The following is a 17357-nucleotide window of genomic DNA, read 5'->3' as shown; positions in this document are numbered from 1 at the left end:
CGCGCTTATCTGGCTACAGTTATCGACAGAAAGTTCTCCCGTCTCGGGAACTAGCGAATCTGAGGAATAACAATGAAAAAAATCGCCATGACTTGTGCTTTGCTTTCTGCTTTTACCGTGAGCAGCGTCTGGGCGGATGCCGCCAGCGATCTGAAATCCCGTCTCGACAAAGTAAGCAGCTTCCACGCCAGCTTTACTCAGAAAGTCACCGACGGCAGCGGGGCGGCAGTACAGGAAGGCCAGGGCGATTTATGGGTAAAACGTCCTAATCTTTTCAACTGGCATATGACCCAGCCTGATGAAAGCGTGTTGGTTTCAGATGGTAAAACGCTTTGGTTCTATAATCCTTTTGTAGAGCAGGCGAGCGCCACCTGGCTTAAAGATGCCACCAGTAATACGCCGTTTATGCTGATTGCCCGTAATCAAACGAATGACTGGCAGCAATATAATATCAAGCAGAACGGCGATGACTTTGTGCTGACGCCAAAGAACGCCAGCGGCAATCTGAAGCAGTTTACGATTAACGTTGGGCGCGACGGCACTATTCACCAGTTCAGCGCCGTTGAGCAGGACGACCAGCGCAGTAGCTATCAGCTTAAATCCCAGCAGAATGGCGCTGTGGACATGAGCAAGTTTACCTTTACGCCGCCGCAAGGCGTTACCGTTGACGATCAGCGAAAGTAAAGAGGTGCGGGTGAGCAATCTGTCGCTCGATTTTTCTGATAACGCTTTTCAGCCTCTGGCCGCTCGCATGCGGCCAGAAAATTTAGCGCAATACATCGGCCAACAGCATTTGCTGGCGCCGGGCAAACCGCTGCCCAGAGCAATCGAAGCCGGTCATCTGCACTCCATGATCCTGTGGGGGCCGCCAGGTACCGGCAAGACCACCCTTGCCGAAGTAATAGCCCGTTATGCGAACGCTGATGTAGAACGCATTTCGGCTGTCACTTCGGGCGTAAAAGAGATTCGCGAAGCAATAGAGCGTGCGCGCCAAAACCGTAACGCGGGGCGTCGCACTATCCTCTTTGTCGATGAAGTTCACCGCTTCAATAAAAGCCAGCAGGACGCTTTTTTACCGCATATTGAAGATGGCACCATCACCTTTATTGGCGCCACGACGGAAAACCCTTCATTCGAGCTAAATTCGGCGTTGCTCTCCCGTGCTCGCGTTTATCTGCTGAAATCGCTTACGACCGAAGATATCGAGCAGGTTCTTGACCAGGCAATGAACGATCGTAACCGCGGCTATGGCGGCCAGGATATTATTTTGCCTGAAGAGACGCGCCGGGCTATAGCAGAACTGGTGAACGGCGACGCCCGACGGGCGCTTAATACGCTGGAAATGATGGCGGATATGGCAGAAGCGGACGACACAGGGAAACGCCTCCTTAAGCCTGAGCTTTTGACCGAAATCGCTGGCGAACGTAGCGCTCGCTTTGATAATAAAGGCGACCGGTTTTACGATCTGATCTCCGCTTTGCACAAATCGGTACGCGGTTCAGCGCCAGACGCGGCGCTTTACTGGTATGCCAGGATCATCAGCGCAGGCGGTGACCCGCTGTATGTGGCGCGCCGCTGTCTGGCTATTGCTTCAGAAGATGTCGGCAACGCCGATCCCCGCGCTATGCAAGTCGCGCTTTCGGCCTGGGACTGCTTTACCCGCGTAGGCCCAGCAGAAGGCGAACGGGCAATCGCCCAGGCCATTGTTTATCTGGCCTGTGCGCCCAAAAGCAATGCTGTTTATACCGCTTTCAAAGCCGCGATGCGGGATGCCCGTGAACGTCCTGATTACGACGTTCCCGTGCATTTAAGAAATGCGCCCACCAAATTGATGAAAGAAATGGGGTACGGCCAGGAATATCGCTATGCCCACGACGAGCCTAATGCGTATGCCGCAGGCGAAGAGTATTTCCCCAGCGAAATGACACAAACTCGCTATTATCACCCGACAAACAGAGGTCTTGAGGGCAAGATTGGCGAAAAGCTCGCCTGGCTTGCTGAACAGGATCAGAAAAGCCCCACAAAACGCTACCGCTAGCGCGGGCGTTGCGGTAAGGTTATCCCTCTATTTCTGCGCGACCGCAGGCTGCGGTCGCCTTCCTTTTCAATTCGATAAGCACAGGATAAGCATGCTCGATCCCAATCTGCTGCGTACCGAGCCAGACGCAGTCGCTGAAAAACTGGCACGCCGGGGCTTTAAGCTGGACGTAGATAAGCTGCGCGCTCTCGAAGAGCGTCGTAAGGTTTTACAGGTTAAAACTGAGAACCTACAGGCAGAGCGTAACTCGCGATCGAAATCCATCGGCCAGGCGAAAGCGCGCGGGGAAGATATCGAGCCGTTACGTCTTGAAGTCAACAAGCTGGGCGAAGAGCTGGATGCAGCGAAAACCGAGCTGGATGCGCTGCAAGCGGAAATTCGCGACATCGCGCTGACTATTCCGAACCTTCCGGACGACAGCGTGCCGGTAGGCAAAGATGAAAACGATAATGTGGAAGTCAGTCGTTGGGGAACTCCTCGCCAATTCGACTTTGAAGTGCGCGATCACGTTACGCTTGGCGAAATGCATGGCGGACTGGATTTCGCCAGCGCGGTTAAACTCACGGGTTCGCGTTTTGTGGTTATGAAAGGGCAGATTGCGCGTTTGCACCGCGCGTTGGCTCAGTTCATGCTGGATCTGCACACTGAAGAGCACGGCTATAGCGAAAACTATGTGCCTTACCTGGTTAACCACGATACGCTCTATGGCACTGGCCAGTTGCCAAAATTCGCAGGCGACCTTTTCCATACCCGTCCGCTGGAAGAAGAAGCGGACAGCAGCAATTATGCGTTGATCCCGACCGCTGAAGTGCCGCTGACGAACCTGGTGCGCGACGAAATTCTGGAAGAGGAGTCGCTGCCAATTAAAATGACGGCGCATACACCTTGCTTCCGTTCAGAAGCTGGCTCCTACGGTCGCGATACCCGTGGTCTTATTCGTATGCACCAGTTCGATAAAGTAGAAATGGTGCAAGTCGTTCGTCCGGAAGATTCCATGGACGCACTGGAAGAGATGACGGGGCACGCAGAAAAAGTGCTGCAACTGCTTGGTTTGCCGTACCGTAAGGTGCTGTTGTGTACTGGCGATATGGGCTTTGGCGCCTGTAAAACTTACGACCTTGAAGTCTGGGTGCCAGCACAGAACACCTATCGTGAGATTTCTTCCTGCTCCAACGTCTGGGATTTCCAGGCGCGCCGCATGCAGGCTCGCTGTCGCAGCAAGTCCGACAAGAAAACGCGTCTCGTGCATACGCTTAACGGCTCCGGCCTGGCGGTAGGCCGTACGCTCGTCGCGCTGCTGGAAAACTATCAGCAAGCGGATGGGCGAATTGAGATCCCGGAAGTGCTGCGTCCTTATATGAAAGGTCTCGAGTATATCGGTTGATTAACCGACAGAATAAAAAGCGCCTGCGGGCGCTTTTTTTACGCCCCTCACGCTTCCAAATACATCGTTTCGTTCGATGAATTTTTTCTTCTGTTTTTTTACTTCGCTTTTCATATAAACCTATTAATTACAAAGCATTAAGCCTGTGGCGCCTCGCTAAAGCCAAAGGCAGAATCAATACCGTTCATCGTTGATAAACAAATTGTGTGAATGGGCCGTGGCGGCACATTGACTTTAATTATGCCAGTGGCATGATGCGCACGAATTTCTTTTGATCCTCACGGTTTAGCCCCAATGTCCATCTATACCCGGCCAGTGCTGCTTCTGCTCTGTGGCCTGCTTTTGTTGACCCTGGCAATAGCGGTTTTAAATACGCTGGTGCCGCTTTGGCTCGCCCATGAAAACCTGCCTACCTGGCAAGTGGGTATGGTCAGCTCTTCTTATTTCACCGGCAACTTACTCGGCACGCTGATTACGGGCGCGCTGATTAAAAAGCTCGGCTTTAATCGCAGCTATTACATTGCCTCGCTTATTTTTGCTGTAGGATGCGCCGGCCTTGGGCTGATGATGGGCTTCTGGAGCTGGTTCGCATGGCGCTTTATTGCCGGGGTGGGTTGCGCGATGATCTGGGTGGTGGTCGAAAGCGCTCTGATGTGTAGCGGAACATCACGCAATCGCGGACGCCTGCTTGCTGCCTATATGATGGTTTATTATGTTGGCACCGTTGTCGGGCAATTGCTTGTCAGCAAGGTTTCAACAGAGCTGATGAATGTATTGCCGTGGGTAACGGGAATGATTATCGCGGGCATTCTGCCGCTTGTCTTTACCCGCATCGTAAACACCCATAGCGAGCATCAAGAGACAACTCACGTCTGGCCTATGCTGCGTCTGCGTCAGGCTCGCCTTGGCGTTAACGGCTGTATTATTTCCGGTATTGTTCTGGGTTCGCTTTATGGTCTGATGCCGCTTTATCTCAATCACCAGGGCGTCAGCGATTCCGGCATCGGTTTCTGGATGGCGGTTATGGTCAGCGCAGGCATTGTCGGCCAGTGGCCGATTGGTAAACTGGCGGACCGTTTTGGACGTCTGCTGGTGCTGCGTGTTCAGGTGTTCGTCGTCATCATGGGCTGTATGGCCATGTTGAGCAACGCAGCAATGGGGCCGACGTTGTTTGTACTGGGAGCGGCAGGGTTTACGCTTTATCCTGTCGCCATGGCGTGGGCCTGCGAGAAAGTAGCGCCGCATCAGTTGGTTGCAATGAACCAGGCGCTGCTGCTGAGTTATACCATCGGCAGCTTACTTGGCCCAACGTTGACTGCCTCGCTGATGCAGAGCTATTCAGACAGTCTGCTTTTTGTCATGATCGCCAGCGTGTCATTTATTTATCTGATGATGTTGCTGCGTAAAGCAGGCGAACATCCTACGCCAGTGGCACATGCCTGATACTAAAATGCCCGCTATATGCGGGCATTTTGCTGTTTAAGCGTTGTTAGTACATGACTTTGTGACCGTACTGCTCAAGAATGCCCTTAACGCGTTCCATGGTCTCTTTCTTAGGCGGCTTAACGCCATCGAGCTTGTACTCTTCGCCCATAGCGACCCACTTATGCTTTCCTAATTCGTGATAGGGCAGCAGTTCGATTTTTTCAATGTTACCCATGTCGCGTGTAAACTCGCCCAGGCGATGCGCAGAGTCGTCGTCGTCCGACCAGCCGGGCACCACAACGTAACGAATCCAGGTTCTGATGCCTTTATTAGCAATATAACGTGCGAACTCAAGCGTACGATGATTAGAGACGCCCACAAGATTCTGGTGGATTTCATCATTCATCTGTTTGAGATCCAGCATCACCAGATCGGTGACTTCAAGCAGTTCATCAATAACCGGATCGTAGCGGCGAACAAAGCCGTTAGTGTCAAGACATGTATGAATGCCTTCTTTTTTACACGCGCGAAACCAGTCGCGCACGAACTCCGCCTGAAGAATCGCTTCACCACCGGAAGCGGTGACGCCGCCGCCAGACGCATTCATAAAATGACGATAGGTCACCACCTCGTTCATTAACTCTTCTACCGTCACTTCTTTACCGCCATGCGTGTCCCAGGTATCCCGGTTGTGGCAGTAGAGGCAACGCATCAGGCAGCCCTGAAAGAAAGTGATAAAACGGATCCCCGGGCCATCGACAGTGCCACAGGATTCAAAGGAGTGAATGCGACCATTTACTGACATTGCGGTGTTTCTCCAGTTCTGGCCTTGATGTCAGGCCTTGTGAGCGCGGTCTCGTTGCCGCGTCGAGTCTCTTTTGCCAGATAACTCAATTATAAGCGATCTGCAAAAACGGCTCGCAGGGGAGCGGGGGGTATAAGAAAGGCCCCACAAAGGTGGAGCCTTCATTGTACGCCTTTTCAGTCAAACCTTAAATTACATAGTCTGAGTGAAAGTACGGGTAATCACGTCCTGCTGCTGCTCTTTAGTCAGAGAGTTAAAGCGCACAGCGTAACCGGAAACGCGGATGGTCAACTGCGGATATTTCTCCGGGTGTTCCATTGCGTCGAGCAGCATTTCACGGTTCATCACGTTCACGTTGAGGTGCTGACCGCCTTCGATGGAGGCTTCATGGTGGAAGTAACCATCCATCAAACCTGCAAGGTTGGTTTTACGCACTTCGTCGTCTTTACCCAGCGCGTTCGGAACGATGGAGAAGGTATAGGAGATACCATCTTTCGCATAGGCGAACGGCAGTTTTGCAACGGAGGTCAGAGAAGCGACAGCGCCTTTCTGGTCACGGCCGTGCATCGGGTTTGCGCCCGGTCCAAACGGCGCGCCAGCGCGACGGCCATCCGGGGTATTACCGGTTTTCTTACCATAAACCACGTTAGAGGTGATGGTCAGAACAGACTGCGTCGGGATAGCGTTGCGATAGGTGGTCAGTTTCTGAATTTTCTTCATGAAACGTTCAACCAGGTCAACCGCCAGGTCATCCACGCGAGCATCGTTGTTACCGAACTGCGGATATTCACCTTCGATTTCGAAGTCGACAGCCAGGCCGTCTGCGTCACGAACCGGTTTCACTTTTGCATATTTGATAGCAGACAGGGAGTCCGCCGCAACTGACAGACCTGCGATACCACAAGCCATAGTGCGGATAACGTCGCGGTCATGCAGCGCCATCAGTGAAGCTTCATAGCTGTATTTATCATGCATGTAGTGAATGATGTTCAGCGCAGTGACGTACTGTTTAGCCAGCCAGTCCATGAAGTGATCCATACGTTCCATCACTTCATCAAAGTTCAGGACATCGCCTTTGATCGGTTCAGATTTCGGACCAACCTGCATTTTCAGTTTTTCATCCACGCCGCCGTTGATGGCGTACAGCATGGTTTTGGCGAGGTTTGCACGCGCGCCGAAGAACTGCATCTGCTTACCAACAACCATCGGGCTTACGCAGCAAGCGATAGCGTAGTCATCGTTGTTGAAGTCCGGACGCATCAAATCATCGTTCTCATACTGCAAAGAAGAGGTGTCGATGGAGACTTTCGCCGCGAATTTTTTAAAGTTCAGAGGCAGTTTTTCAGACCACAGGATGGTGATGTTCGGCTCCGGAGACGGCCCCATGGTGTACAGGGTGTTCAGGAAGCGGAAGCTGTTCTTGGTCACCAGAGTACGGCCGTCAACGCCCATACCGCCGATGGATTCGGTTGCCCAAATCGGGTCGCCGGAGAACAGTTCGTCATATTCCGGGGTACGCAGGAAGCGAACCATACGCAGTTTCATGACCAGATGGTCAATCATTTCCTGGGCGTCTTGCTCGGTGATTTTGCCCGCTTTCAGGTCGCGTTCAATGTAAACGTCGAGGAAAGTGGAAACACGACCAAAGGACATTGCCGCGCCGTTCTGGGATTTCACGGCAGCCAGGTAGCCGAAGTAGGTCCACTGTACCGCTTCCTGAGCGTTAGTTGCCGGGCCGGAGATATCGCAGCCATATTTCGCCGCCATCTCTTTAATTTGACCCAGCGCACGGTGCTGTTCAGCAATTTCTTCACGCAGGCGGATAGTGGCTTCCAGGTTCACGCCGTTTTCCAGGTCCTGTTGCAGAGAAGCAAACTGCGCGAACTTGTCTTTCATCAGGTAGTCGATGCCGTACAGCGCAACGCGACGGTAGTCACCGATGATGCGGCCACGGCCATAGGCGTCTGGCAGACCAGTCAGCACGCCAGATTTACGGCAGCGCAGAATGTCCGGCGTATAAACGTCAAACACGCCCTGGTTGTGAGTTTTACGGTATTCGGTGAAGATTTTTTTCAGCGCAGGATCCAGCTCGCGGTTATACGCTTTGCAGGAACCTTCGACCATTTTGATGCCGCCAAAGGGGATAATGGCGCGTTTCAGCGGCGCTTCCGTTTGCAGACCGACGATTTTCTCAAGGGACTTGTTAATATAGCCCGCGTCGTGCGAAGTGATGGTAGAAGCGACGGAAGTGTCGAAATCAACTGGCGCGTGAGTGCGGTTTTCCAGTTTAACGCCTTCCATTACGCTGTCCCACAGCTTGGTGGTTGCATCAGTTGCACCAGCCAGGAAGGATTCGTCGCCTTCATACGGGGTGTAGTTTTTCTGGATGAAGTCACGTACGTTTACTTCATTCTGCCAGTCGCCTTTAGCAAAACCTTCCCAGGCTGTGGCTAACTTTTCATTAAGCTCGGACATGTAACACCTACCTTCTTAAGTGGATTTTTTATTTACTGCCTGGAACGATCGTTAATGATGATCGTCGCCACGCAGGTAAATGACCCAGTACGTCAATCCGACTAATAAACCACCACCGATAATATTACCGATTGTCACCGGGATCAGGTTATCAATGATGAAATTCACAACAGTCAGATGAGAAAATTGGTCCGGAGAAGAACCGACGGCGGTCCAGAATTCCGGGCTGGCGAAGTCGCGGATAACAATGCCCATCGGGATCATGAACATATTCGCGATACTGTGTTCGAAGCCGCTGGCAACGAACATGGCAACCGGCAAAATCATAATGAACGCTTTATCGACAAGGCTGCGACCGGAATAGCTCATCCAGACCGCGAGACAGACCATCAGGTTCGCCAGAATGCCGAGGCACACGGCCTCAATAAAAGTGTGATGCAGCTTGTGGTCTGCCGTTTGCAGGACATTCATGCCCCATGCGCCATTAGCGGTCATATACTCGCCCGACAGCCACATCAGCAGAACAAAGAGGAGCGCCCCTATCAGGTTGCCGATATAGACATTCAACCAGTTGCGCGCCAGTTGCCCCCAGGTAATACGCCCGCTGGCTTTAGCTACCACAATCAGAACGGTTGAAGTAAAGAGATCGGCGCCGCAAATAACGCAAAGAATCAAGCCAAGCGAGAAACAGATACCACCGATAAGTTTCGCTATCCCAAAGGGTATCGTGGCGGTGCCGGTTGTCGCGGTGATATAGAAAACAAAAGCAATGGAAATGAAGACACCAGCCGTAATCGCCAGATAGAAGGTTTTCAGCGGATGTTTCGTCGCTTTATAAACGCCAGCTTCCTCGGCAACTTTCGCCATCGCAGCTGGAAGTAATAGATCAAAAGGGTTGTCAGCTTTCACACTAACTCTCTCTTTATTCAGTCGGCGAGGAGATACTAACAAAGCAGTATAGAGTAAAATTTGATATGGATCATAACTCGCCAGGTTTATAGGCCTGGAAACCGCGTGGTAATAGCGTATATCCAGATTAACTAGTTGATTATCCTTATGAAAATTTATTTTAAATTTTATTATAAGAGTTGAATTATTTTTTCTGGCCTCCTTTTTTATCGTTAATTATTGTGAAGTATTGACGTAAAAAGGTAACAAAGGAGGATAATAGTAATTTAATGATTTACCTTAATTTAACTTAATAATTACAATTAAATTAATTTTTATAATAATAAAAAACGGGGCAATCAAATTGCCCCGTCTTATTAATGAAACATACGCTTATGAAAGCGCCAGCGATATGCGTTATATCAATTAATGCCCCAGTAAGAAGCTTTAGCGCGCTGCAATTTTTCATAGGCGGCCAGTAAAGCCTGATGCGCAGGAAAAGCATGTAAATCGGCGTCTACAGGCTGCAAACCATAGAAGGGCGCTTCGCCGCTTACCGCTGCGCTTGCAGCTTCAACAGCCTCTTTGCCATACATGCGTTCAAATGCATGCAGATACTGCAACGGTTCACGTTCTTCTTCCTGAGCCAGCAGCAGCAGGGTTTGCAGGCAACGATAGTAATTCGCGCGCTCAGCGGTGAAAACCGAAGCGTTAAACTCCATGGTCCACTCAGTCCAGATCAACGCCTGATCCAGATCGCCGCCCGCCAGCGCCAGCATCGCTTTCAGTTCGCCGATGCGCAAGGTATACCAGCCGTTATCTTTGCCTGTCGCAAGGCCAAGCAGCTCGCGCACTCGGGTAAAATCATCATGGCCTTCTTCATCAAGCTGCGCGATGAGATTCAGATAGTCTTCTTTTTCCCATTCGCTGCCTGGCAGGGCGAGCAAGGTTTCGCGCAGGTGCGCGCCCATGCTGTTATTCGCAAGCAGCAAATCTTCCGCCGGATAGATATCAGACATGCCTGGCACCAGAATACGGCAAGCGTAAACGCCCAGGTGTTCATAGTCAGCGATATAAACTTCTTTATCTTCCGCCTGGAAAATGGCCATCAGGGTGGCGAACTCTTCTTCAGTCGTGCCGGCGAAGCTCCAGTCAACAAAGGGATAATCGGCATCTTGCTTAAACATATCCCAGGAAATCAGGCCGCTTGAATCAATGAAGTGCGTTTCAAGGTTGGCATGTTCAGCCACTTCTTCGTCGTCGAAAGTAGGCGGTGTGAAGACATCCAAATCTTTCAGGCTGCGGCCCTGCAACAGTTCGGTAACGGTACGTTCAAGCGCCACGCCGAAATCAGGATGCGCGCCGAACGAGGCGAAGCAGGTGCCGTTCGCCGGGTTAAACAGCACGACGCAGATAACCGGATACTGACCGCCCAGCGAGCCGTCGTAGGCGAAAATCGGGAAGCCTTCAGCTTCAAGTTTCTCAATAGACGCCACCACGCCCGGATAGCGCGCCAGCACCTCGGCAGGGATTTCCGGCAGGCTGATGCTCTCTGCGATAATGCGGTTTTTGATATGGCGTTCGAAGACTTCGGAAAGCCCTTGCACGCGCGCTTCGTTGCGGGTGTTGCCTGCCGACATGCCGTTAGACACATACAGGTTGCCCACAATATTCATCGGAATATAAACAGTTTGCTCATCGGACTGGCGCGTGAAGGGCAAAGCGCAGATCCCACGTTCTTCATTACCCGATTGCAGATCAATCAGCATGCTGGCGGTCAGTTCGTTTTCCGGATCGTAAAACTCACGCAGGCGTGCATCAAGAATGCCTTCCGGCAGGCTGTCATCCTGAGGAATGGCAAACCACTTTTCGTTCGGATAATGCACGAAAGGGCCGTTGGCGATGGTTTCACCCAGCCAGAAATCAGCAAAAAAATAGTTAGTGGAAAGGCGCTCGAAGTATTCGCCAAGCGCGGAGGCCAGCGCGGCTTTTTTGGTCGCCCCTTTGCCATTGGTGAAGCACAGCGCGCTGTCTTTATCGCGAATATGCACAGACCAGACATTCGGCACGGGGTTAAGCCAGGAGGCTTCTTCAATATTAAAACCCAGATCGGTGAGTTTTTGCTGGAAGCGAGCGATGGAGTCTTCCAGAGCGGCGTCTTTGCCGGGGATGAAGGTTTGAGTCATGGGGATCCACTTTTATCGTACGCAAAGCGCGCAATGATACGGGTTTTACCTTACTTGCGCTATCGCAGGCCGTCGCGAGGCAAAAATAAATCCTCGCGCTATGCTTAAATAAGTTAACTAACTGTTATGGCTAAAAAATATGAAAGCTTTTGATTTGCACAGGATGGCGCTGGATAAAGTCCCGCTGGAGTTTCTGGGCGAGGTGGCGTTGCGTAGCCTCTATACCTTCGTACTGGTTTTCATCTTCCTGAAACTCACTGGCCGGCGCGGCGTGCGTCAGATGTCGCTATTTGAAGTCTTGATCATTCTGACGCTTGGCTCGGCGGCAGGCGACGTGGCGTTTTATGATGATGTGCCGATGGTGCCGGTTTTCGTGGTTTTCGTCACGCTGGCGTTGCTCTATCGTCTGGCGATGTGGCTGATGGCGCACAGCGAGAAAATGGAAGATTTGCTCGAAGGTAAACCGCGCAACATCATTGAAGAAGGGGAGCTCGCCTGGGAAAAACTCAAACATGAAAATATGACGGAATTTGAGTTTTTTATGGAGTTGCGCCTGCGGGGCGTGGAGCATTTAGGCCAGGTCCGGCTCGCTATTCTTGAAACGAACGGGCAGATAAGCGTCTATTTCTATCCTGATGACGAAGTGCGCCCCGGGCTTTCTATTCTTCCCGACTATTGCCGCGAGCGGTTTGCCATCATCCCTGAAACGGGTCATTACGCTTGCCTGCGTTGCAGTGAAGTCATGGAATTTCACGCAGGCGACCGCGAGCCATGCCCGCGTTGTAAGCATCAGGTATGGGTTAAAGCGAGCAAGGCCACTCGCATTACCTGACAGCGGATTTGTCCGTTATTTTTCAACGCGGCGGAGCAATCTGTTGTGTGATTAAGCGCACATTTGCCTCCCGGCCGGGATTACCCGTTGCAGCGCCTGCGCCTGAGTGATAAAACCGATATCCACAGGAAAAACGTATTGCTTTATATGTGGTGAGGGGAAATGAGTCAGGTCTACAATTTTAGTTCTGGTCCGGCAATGTTACCGGCTGAAGTGCTTAAACAGGCTCAACAGGAGCTGGTCGACTGGCAGGGTTTAGGCACGTCGGTAATGGAAATCAGCCACCGCGGTAAAGAATTTATTGGTGTGGCGGAAGAGGCGGAAAAAGATTTACGCGATCTGCTGCAAATTCCCTCTAATTATAAAGTTTTGTTCTGCCATGGCGGCGGGCGCGGTCAGTTTGCCGGCGTACCGCTAAACCTGCTTGGCGACAAAACGACTGCCGATTATGTCGACGGGGGTTACTGGGCGGCAAGCGCGGTAAAAGAAGCGAAAAAATACTGCACGCCGAATGTGATTGACGCCAAAGTGACTGTCAACGGCCTGCGCGGTCTTAAGCCGATGCGCGAATGGCAGCTTTCAGATAATGCAGCTTATTTGCATTACTGCCCGAACGAAACTATCGACGGTATCGCTATTGAAGAAACGCCCGATTTTGGCGATGTCGTTGTCGCGGCGGATTTCTCATCAACCATTCTTTCTCGTCCCCTCGACATCAGCCGTTATGGCGTGATTTATGCGGGCGCGCAGAAAAATATTGGCCCGGCGGGCCTGACGCTGGTTATCGTACGAGAAGACTTGCTGGGTAAAGCGCATGTCTCTTGTCCCTCAGTTTTAGATTACACCGTGCTGAACGATAACGACTCCATGTTCAATACGCCGCCGACTTTCGCCTGGTATCTGGCGGGGCTGGTTTTCAAATGGCTGAAAAAACAGGGCGGCGTTGCGGCAGTCGATAAGATCAATCAGCAAAAAGCGGATCTGCTTTATGGCGTTATCGATAAAAGCGACTTCTACCGCAACGATGTTGCGCCAGCTAACCGCTCGCGGATGAATGTGCCGTTTCAGCTTGCCGATAGCGCGCTGGATAAGCGCTTCCTGGAAGAGTCTTTTGCCGCCGGGCTGCATGCGCTTAAAGGCCACCGCGTCGTAGGGGGCATGCGTGCTTCTATTTATAACGCGATGCCGCTGGCAGGCGTTCAGGCATTGACGGACTTCATGGTGGATTTCGAACGTCGTCACGGTTAATTCCTGGTTTCGATTATCTTCCCCGCGGCTTTCCGCGGGGTTTTTGTTCTGTTTTAAGTGAGAGTTTGCAACGCATGCAGGAATCCCTGACCTTACAACCCATCGCGCTGGTGGATGGCGCGATTAATCTTCCCGGCTCCAAGAGCGTCTCTAACCGCGCTTTGCTGCTGGCGGCGCTGGCGCAGGGCACAACGGTGTTAACCAATCTGCTGGATAGCGACGATGTCCGCCACATGCTCAACGCGCTTAAAACGCTGGGCGTGGCTTATACCTTGTCTGAAGACCGCACTCGCTGTGAAGTGGTGGGGCAGGGCGGCGCGCTGAAAGCCGGGAACGAACTTGAGCTGTTTTTGGGGAATGCCGGCACCGCCATGCGTCCGCTCGCTGCTGCGCTATGCCTCGGCGCGAATAATATCGTACTGACCGGGGAGCCGCGCATGAAAGAGCGTCCCATCGGCCATTTAGTTGACGCGCTGCGTCAGGGCGGCGCGCAAATCGACTATCTGGAACAAGAAAACTATCCTCCGCTGCGACTGCGCGGCGGCTTCAGGGGTGGGCAGGTTGAGGTGGACGGCTCGGTTTCCAGCCAGTTCCTGACCGCGCTTCTGATGACGGCGCCGTTGGCGTCTGAAGACACAAGCATCACCATCAAAGGCGACCTGGTGTCGAAACCTTATATCGATATCACGCTGCACATGATGAAAACCTTCGGCGTTGACGTTGAAAACCAACATTACCAGCGTTTCGTTGTGCGCGGCGGCCAGCAATATCAGTCGCCAGGCGAATATCTGGTTGAGGGCGATGCTTCTTCAGCCTCTTATTTCCTCGCGGCTGCGGCGATTAAGGGCGGGACGGTTAAAGTCACCGGCATTGGACGCAACAGCGTGCAGGGCGATATCCGCTTCGCCGATGTGCTGGAAAAAATGGGCGCCAAAATTTGTTGGGGCGATGATTACATTGCCTGTAGCCGTGGCGAATTAAACGCTATCGATATGGACATGAACCACATTCCTGATGCGGCGATGACCATCGCGACGACGGCGCTGTTCGCTAAAGGCACCACGACGCTGCGTAATATTTATAACTGGCGTGTGAAAGAAACGGACCGCCTGGCGGCCATGGCGACGGAGCTGCGCAAAGTCGGCGCGGTAGTGGATGAAGGGCATGACTACATCAGCATAACGCCGCCAGCTAAGCTTCAGATTGCGGAAATTGGCACTTATAACGATCACCGTATGGCGATGTGTTTCTCTCTGGTGGCGCTCTCCGATACGCCAGTGACCATCCTTGATCCGAAATGCACTGCTAAAACCTTCCCGGACTATTTCGTGCAACTTGCCCGCATTAGCACACCAGCCTGACAGCCAAACCGCATCCCAGGATGCGGTTTCTTTTCATGACATATCCTTACAGCGCGTTTGCCCAATTCTTCTACACTCAGCGTCAATAACGATGATATTTCGTCGCAAAGATAACAGTCTGTTGCGCACGGGCGTATAATGCGCGCCGTTCACGTTGCAGGCCTGCCATTTATTGAAGGAGAAAAAGATGACGGCATCCGCCCCGGTAATTACCATTGACGGCCCAAGCGGCGCTGGCAAGGGCACGCTGTGTAAAGCCATGGCTGAAGCCTTGCAGTGGCATCTGCTGGATTCAGGCGCTATCTACCGCGTTCTGGCGCTGGCGGCATTGCATCATCATGTCGATGTAACTTCCGAAGAAGCACTGGTGCCGTTGGCTGCTCATCTGGATGTGCGTTTTATCGCCCAGAACGGCGAGCTGGAAGTCGTGCTTGAAGGAGAAGACGTCAGTGGTGAGATTCGTACCCAGGAAGTAGCGAACGCCGCCTCGCAGGTTGCCGCTTTTCCGCGCGTGCGCGAAGCATTGCTGCGCCGCCAACGCGCTTTTCGCGAAAACCCCGGTTTGATTGCCGACGGACGCGACATGGGAACCGTGGTATTCCCTGATGCGCCAGTAAAAATTTTCCTCGATGCTTCCTCGGAAGAGCGCGCGCATCGCCGTATGCTACAGTTGCAGGAAAAGGGGTTTAGTGTTAACTTTGAACGCCTTTTGGCCGAGATAAAAGAGCGCGATGAGCGCGATCGTAACCGGCCAGTAGCGCCGCTGGTGCCTGCTGAAGATGCTTTAGTGCTGGACTCAACCCGCCTGAGTATTGAGCAAGTCATTGAAAAAGCGCTGAATTACGCCCGCGAAAAGCTGGCGCTCGCGAAATAACGCGACAGAATTTGCAGTACCCCCGCTGCAATGGAGTGACAGCGGGTATGTGAAACAACCCCATCCAGCACGATGCCAGGTGGACGTTAATTTAAACTCTGAAGATTAAACATGACTGAATCTTTTGCTCAACTTTTTGAAGAATCCCTGAAAGAAATCGAAACCCGCCCGGGTTCTATCGTTCGTGGTGTTGTTGTTGCTATCGACAAAGACGTAGTACTGGTTGACGCCGGTCTGAAATCTGAGTCCGCCATTCCGGCAGAGCAGTTCAAAAACGCCCAGGGCGAAATTGAAATCCAGGTTGGTGACGAAGTTGACGTTGCTCTGGATGCAGTAGAAGACGGTTTCGGCGAAACCCTGCTGTCTCGTGAGAAAGCTAAACGTCACGAAGCGTGGCTGATGCTGGAAAAAGCTTACGAAGAAGCTGCAACCGTTACTGGTGTTATCAATGGCAAAGTCAAGGGCGGCTTCACTGTTGAGCTGAACGGTATTCGTGCGTTCCTGCCGGGTTCTCTGGTAGACGTGCGTCCGGTTCGTGACACCCTGCACCTTGAAGGCAAAGAGCTTGAGTTCAAAGTCATCAAGCTGGACCAGAAGCGCAACAACGTTGTGGTTTCCCGTCGTGCCGTTATCGAATCTGAAAACAGCGCAGAGCGCGATCAGCTGCTGGAAAACCTCCAGGAAGGCATGGAAGTTAAAGGTATCGTTAAGAACCTCACTGACTACGGTGCATTCGTTGATCTGGGCGGCGTTGACGGCCTGCTGCACATCACTGACATGGCCTGGAAACGCGTTAAGCATCCGAGCGAAATCGTCAATGTGGGCGACGAAATCACTGTTAAAGTGCTGAAGTTCGACCGCGAGCGTACCCGTGTTTCTCTGGGTCTGAAACAGCTGGGCGAAGATCCGTGGGTCGCTATCGCTAAGCGCTACCCGGAAGGCACCAAGCTGACTGGCCGCGTGACCAACCTGACCGACTACGGCTGCTTCGTTGAAATCGAAGAAGGCGTTGAAGGCCTGGTGCACGTTTCCGAAATGGACTGGACCAACAAAAACATCCACCCGTCCAAAGTTGTTAACGTGGGCGACGTAGTGGAAGTTATGGTTCTGGATATCGACGAAGAACGTCGTCGTATCTCCCTGGGCCTGAAGCAGTGCAAAGCCAACCCGTGGCAGCAGTTCGCTGAAACCCACAACAAAGGCGACCGCGTTGAAGGTAAAATCAAGTCTATCACTGACTTCGGTATCTTCATCGGCCTGGACGGCGGTATCGACGGCCTGGTTCACCTGTCTGACATCTCCTGGAACGTTGCAGGCGAAGAAGCAGTTCGTGAATACAAAAAAGGCGACGAAATCGCAGCCGTTGTTCTGCAGGTTGACGCAGAGCGCGAGCGTATCTCCCTGGGCGTTAAGCAGCTGGCGGAAGATCCGTTCAACAACTACGTTGCGCTGAACAAGAAAGGCGCTATCGTTACTGGTAAAGTAACGGCAGTTGACGCGAAAGGTGCTACAGTTGAATTAGCAGACGGCGTTGAAGGTTACCTGCGCGCTTCTGAAGCTTCTCGTGACCGCGTAGAAGACGCTACTCTGGTTCTGAACGTAGGCGACGACGTTGAAGCTAAATTCACTGGCGTTGACCGTAAGAACCGCGTAGTAAGCCTGTCTGTTCGTGCTAAAGACGAAGCAGACGAGAAAGATGCAATCGCTTCTGTTAACAACAAACAGGAAGAAGGCAACTTCTCTAACGCAATGGCTGAAGCGTTCAAAGCAGCTAAAGGCGAGTAATCGTCCGGGCGCTAAATCAGGGCGGCTTCGGCCGCCCTTGTTCGATGATAGCTGTA

At 52.3% G+C, this 17357-nt stretch carries 13 protein-coding genes; 9 read left to right on the top strand and 4 right to left on the bottom strand.

Annotation, left to right across the window (positions count from 1 at the left end; genetic code table 11):
- Positions 1–72: 72 nt before the first annotated feature.
- The 4 genes from lolA to DW56_RS08145 all read left to right on the top strand — a co-directional run bounded on the left by lolA (position 73) and on the right by DW56_RS08145 (position 4865).
- Positions 73–684, top strand: a complete 612-nt coding sequence (gene lolA / locus DW56_RS08160; RefSeq protein ID WP_024551237.1) for an outer membrane lipoprotein chaperone LolA — start codon at positions 73–75, stop codon at positions 682–684.
- A gap of 10 nt (positions 685–694) precedes the next feature.
- A complete protein-coding gene (rarA, locus tag DW56_RS08155; protein ID WP_024551238.1) occupies positions 695–2038 on the top strand; it encodes a replication-associated recombination protein RarA in 1344 nt (447 codons plus the stop codon).
- 91 nt (positions 2039–2129) lie between these two features.
- The gene (gene serS / locus DW56_RS08150; RefSeq protein WP_024551239.1) at positions 2130–3422 is read left to right on the top strand and encodes a serine--tRNA ligase; all 1293 of its coding nucleotides are present in this window, start codon (positions 2130–2132) and stop codon (positions 3420–3422) included.
- Positions 3423–3716: 294 nt separating this feature from the next.
- Positions 3717–4865, top strand: a complete 1149-nt coding sequence (locus tag DW56_RS08145; protein ID WP_024551240.1) for an MFS transporter — start codon at positions 3717–3719, stop codon at positions 4863–4865.
- Positions 4866–4911: 46 nt separating this feature from the next.
- Here DW56_RS08145 and pflA read toward each other — a convergent pair whose 3' ends face one another.
- From pflA to ycaO, 4 genes are all read right to left on the bottom strand, one after another.
- Entirely contained in the window at positions 4912–5652 is a 741-nt protein-coding gene (gene pflA / locus DW56_RS08140; RefSeq protein ID WP_024551241.1) for a pyruvate formate lyase 1-activating protein, read from the bottom strand.
- A 192-nt stretch (positions 5653–5844) separates the two neighbouring features.
- Entirely contained in the window at positions 5845–8127 is a 2283-nt protein-coding gene (pflB, locus tag DW56_RS08135; RefSeq protein WP_024551242.1) for a formate C-acetyltransferase, read from the bottom strand.
- 51 nt (positions 8128–8178) lie between these two features.
- Positions 8179–9036: a formate transporter FocA gene (focA, locus tag DW56_RS08130; RefSeq protein WP_024551243.1), complete on the bottom strand. Its 858-nt coding sequence runs from the start codon at positions 9034–9036 to the stop codon at positions 8179–8181.
- A 401-nt stretch (positions 9037–9437) separates the two neighbouring features.
- Entirely contained in the window at positions 9438–11201 is a 1764-nt protein-coding gene (gene ycaO, locus DW56_RS08125) for a 30S ribosomal protein S12 methylthiotransferase accessory factor YcaO (protein ID WP_029697267.1), read from the bottom strand.
- A gap of 139 nt (positions 11202–11340) precedes the next feature.
- Between ycaO and DW56_RS08120 the strand changes: the two genes are divergently transcribed.
- The 5 genes from DW56_RS08120 to rpsA all read left to right on the top strand — a co-directional run bounded on the left by DW56_RS08120 (position 11341) and on the right by rpsA (position 17301).
- A complete protein-coding gene (locus tag DW56_RS08120; RefSeq protein ID WP_024551244.1) occupies positions 11341–12033 on the top strand; it encodes a DUF421 domain-containing protein in 693 nt (230 codons plus the stop codon).
- Positions 12034–12195: 162 nt separating this feature from the next.
- Entirely contained in the window at positions 12196–13281 is a 1086-nt protein-coding gene (gene serC, locus DW56_RS08115; protein WP_024551245.1) for a 3-phosphoserine/phosphohydroxythreonine transaminase, read from the top strand.
- 74 nt (positions 13282–13355) lie between these two features.
- Entirely contained in the window at positions 13356–14642 is a 1287-nt protein-coding gene (gene aroA / locus DW56_RS08110) for a 3-phosphoshikimate 1-carboxyvinyltransferase (RefSeq protein WP_024551246.1), read from the top strand.
- Positions 14643–14829: 187 nt separating this feature from the next.
- The gene (cmk, locus tag DW56_RS08105) at positions 14830–15516 is read left to right on the top strand and encodes a (d)CMP kinase (protein WP_024551247.1); all 687 of its coding nucleotides are present in this window, start codon (positions 14830–14832) and stop codon (positions 15514–15516) included.
- A gap of 111 nt (positions 15517–15627) precedes the next feature.
- A complete protein-coding gene (gene rpsA / locus DW56_RS08100) occupies positions 15628–17301 on the top strand; it encodes a 30S ribosomal protein S1 (protein WP_024551248.1) in 1674 nt (557 codons plus the stop codon).
- Positions 17302–17357 lie beyond the last annotated feature (56 nt).

The organism is Franconibacter helveticus LMG 23732, from assembly GCF_000463115.2.
Classification (GTDB): Bacteria; Pseudomonadota; Gammaproteobacteria; order Enterobacterales; family Enterobacteriaceae; genus Franconibacter; species Franconibacter helveticus.
Note: the sequence above shows the minus strand (reverse complement) of the source record. Positions and strands in the feature narration are given on the sequence as shown.

Excerpts from the sequence above, each read along its gene's own strand:
- lolA (WP_024551237.1), top strand. The coding sequence starts at position 73 with ATGAAAAAAATCGCCATGACTTGTGCTTTGCTTTCTGCTTTTACCGTG.
- cmk (WP_024551247.1), top strand. The coding sequence starts at position 14,830 with ATGACGGCATCCGCCCCGGTAATTACCATTGACGGCCCAAGCGGCGCT.
- DW56_RS08145 (WP_024551240.1), top strand. The coding sequence starts at position 3,717 with ATGTCCATCTATACCCGGCCAGTGCTGCTTCTGCTCTGTGGCCTGCTT.
- aroA (WP_024551246.1), top strand. The coding sequence starts at position 13,356 with ATGCAGGAATCCCTGACCTTACAACCCATCGCGCTGGTGGATGGCGCG.
- pflA (WP_024551241.1), bottom strand. The coding sequence starts at position 5,652 with ATGTCAGTAAATGGTCGCATTCACTCCTTTGAATCCTGTGGCACTGTC.
- pflB (WP_024551242.1), bottom strand. The coding sequence starts at position 8,127 with ATGTCCGAGCTTAATGAAAAGTTAGCCACAGCCTGGGAAGGTTTTGCT.
- serC (WP_024551245.1), top strand. The coding sequence starts at position 12,196 with ATGAGTCAGGTCTACAATTTTAGTTCTGGTCCGGCAATGTTACCGGCT.
- ycaO (WP_029697267.1), bottom strand. The coding sequence starts at position 11,201 with ATGACTCAAACCTTCATCCCCGGCAAAGACGCCGCTCTGGAAGACTCC.
- rpsA (WP_024551248.1), top strand. The coding sequence starts at position 15,628 with ATGACTGAATCTTTTGCTCAACTTTTTGAAGAATCCCTGAAAGAAATC.
- DW56_RS08120 (WP_024551244.1), top strand. The coding sequence starts at position 11,341 with ATGAAAGCTTTTGATTTGCACAGGATGGCGCTGGATAAAGTCCCGCTG.
- serS (WP_024551239.1), top strand. The coding sequence starts at position 2,130 with ATGCTCGATCCCAATCTGCTGCGTACCGAGCCAGACGCAGTCGCTGAA.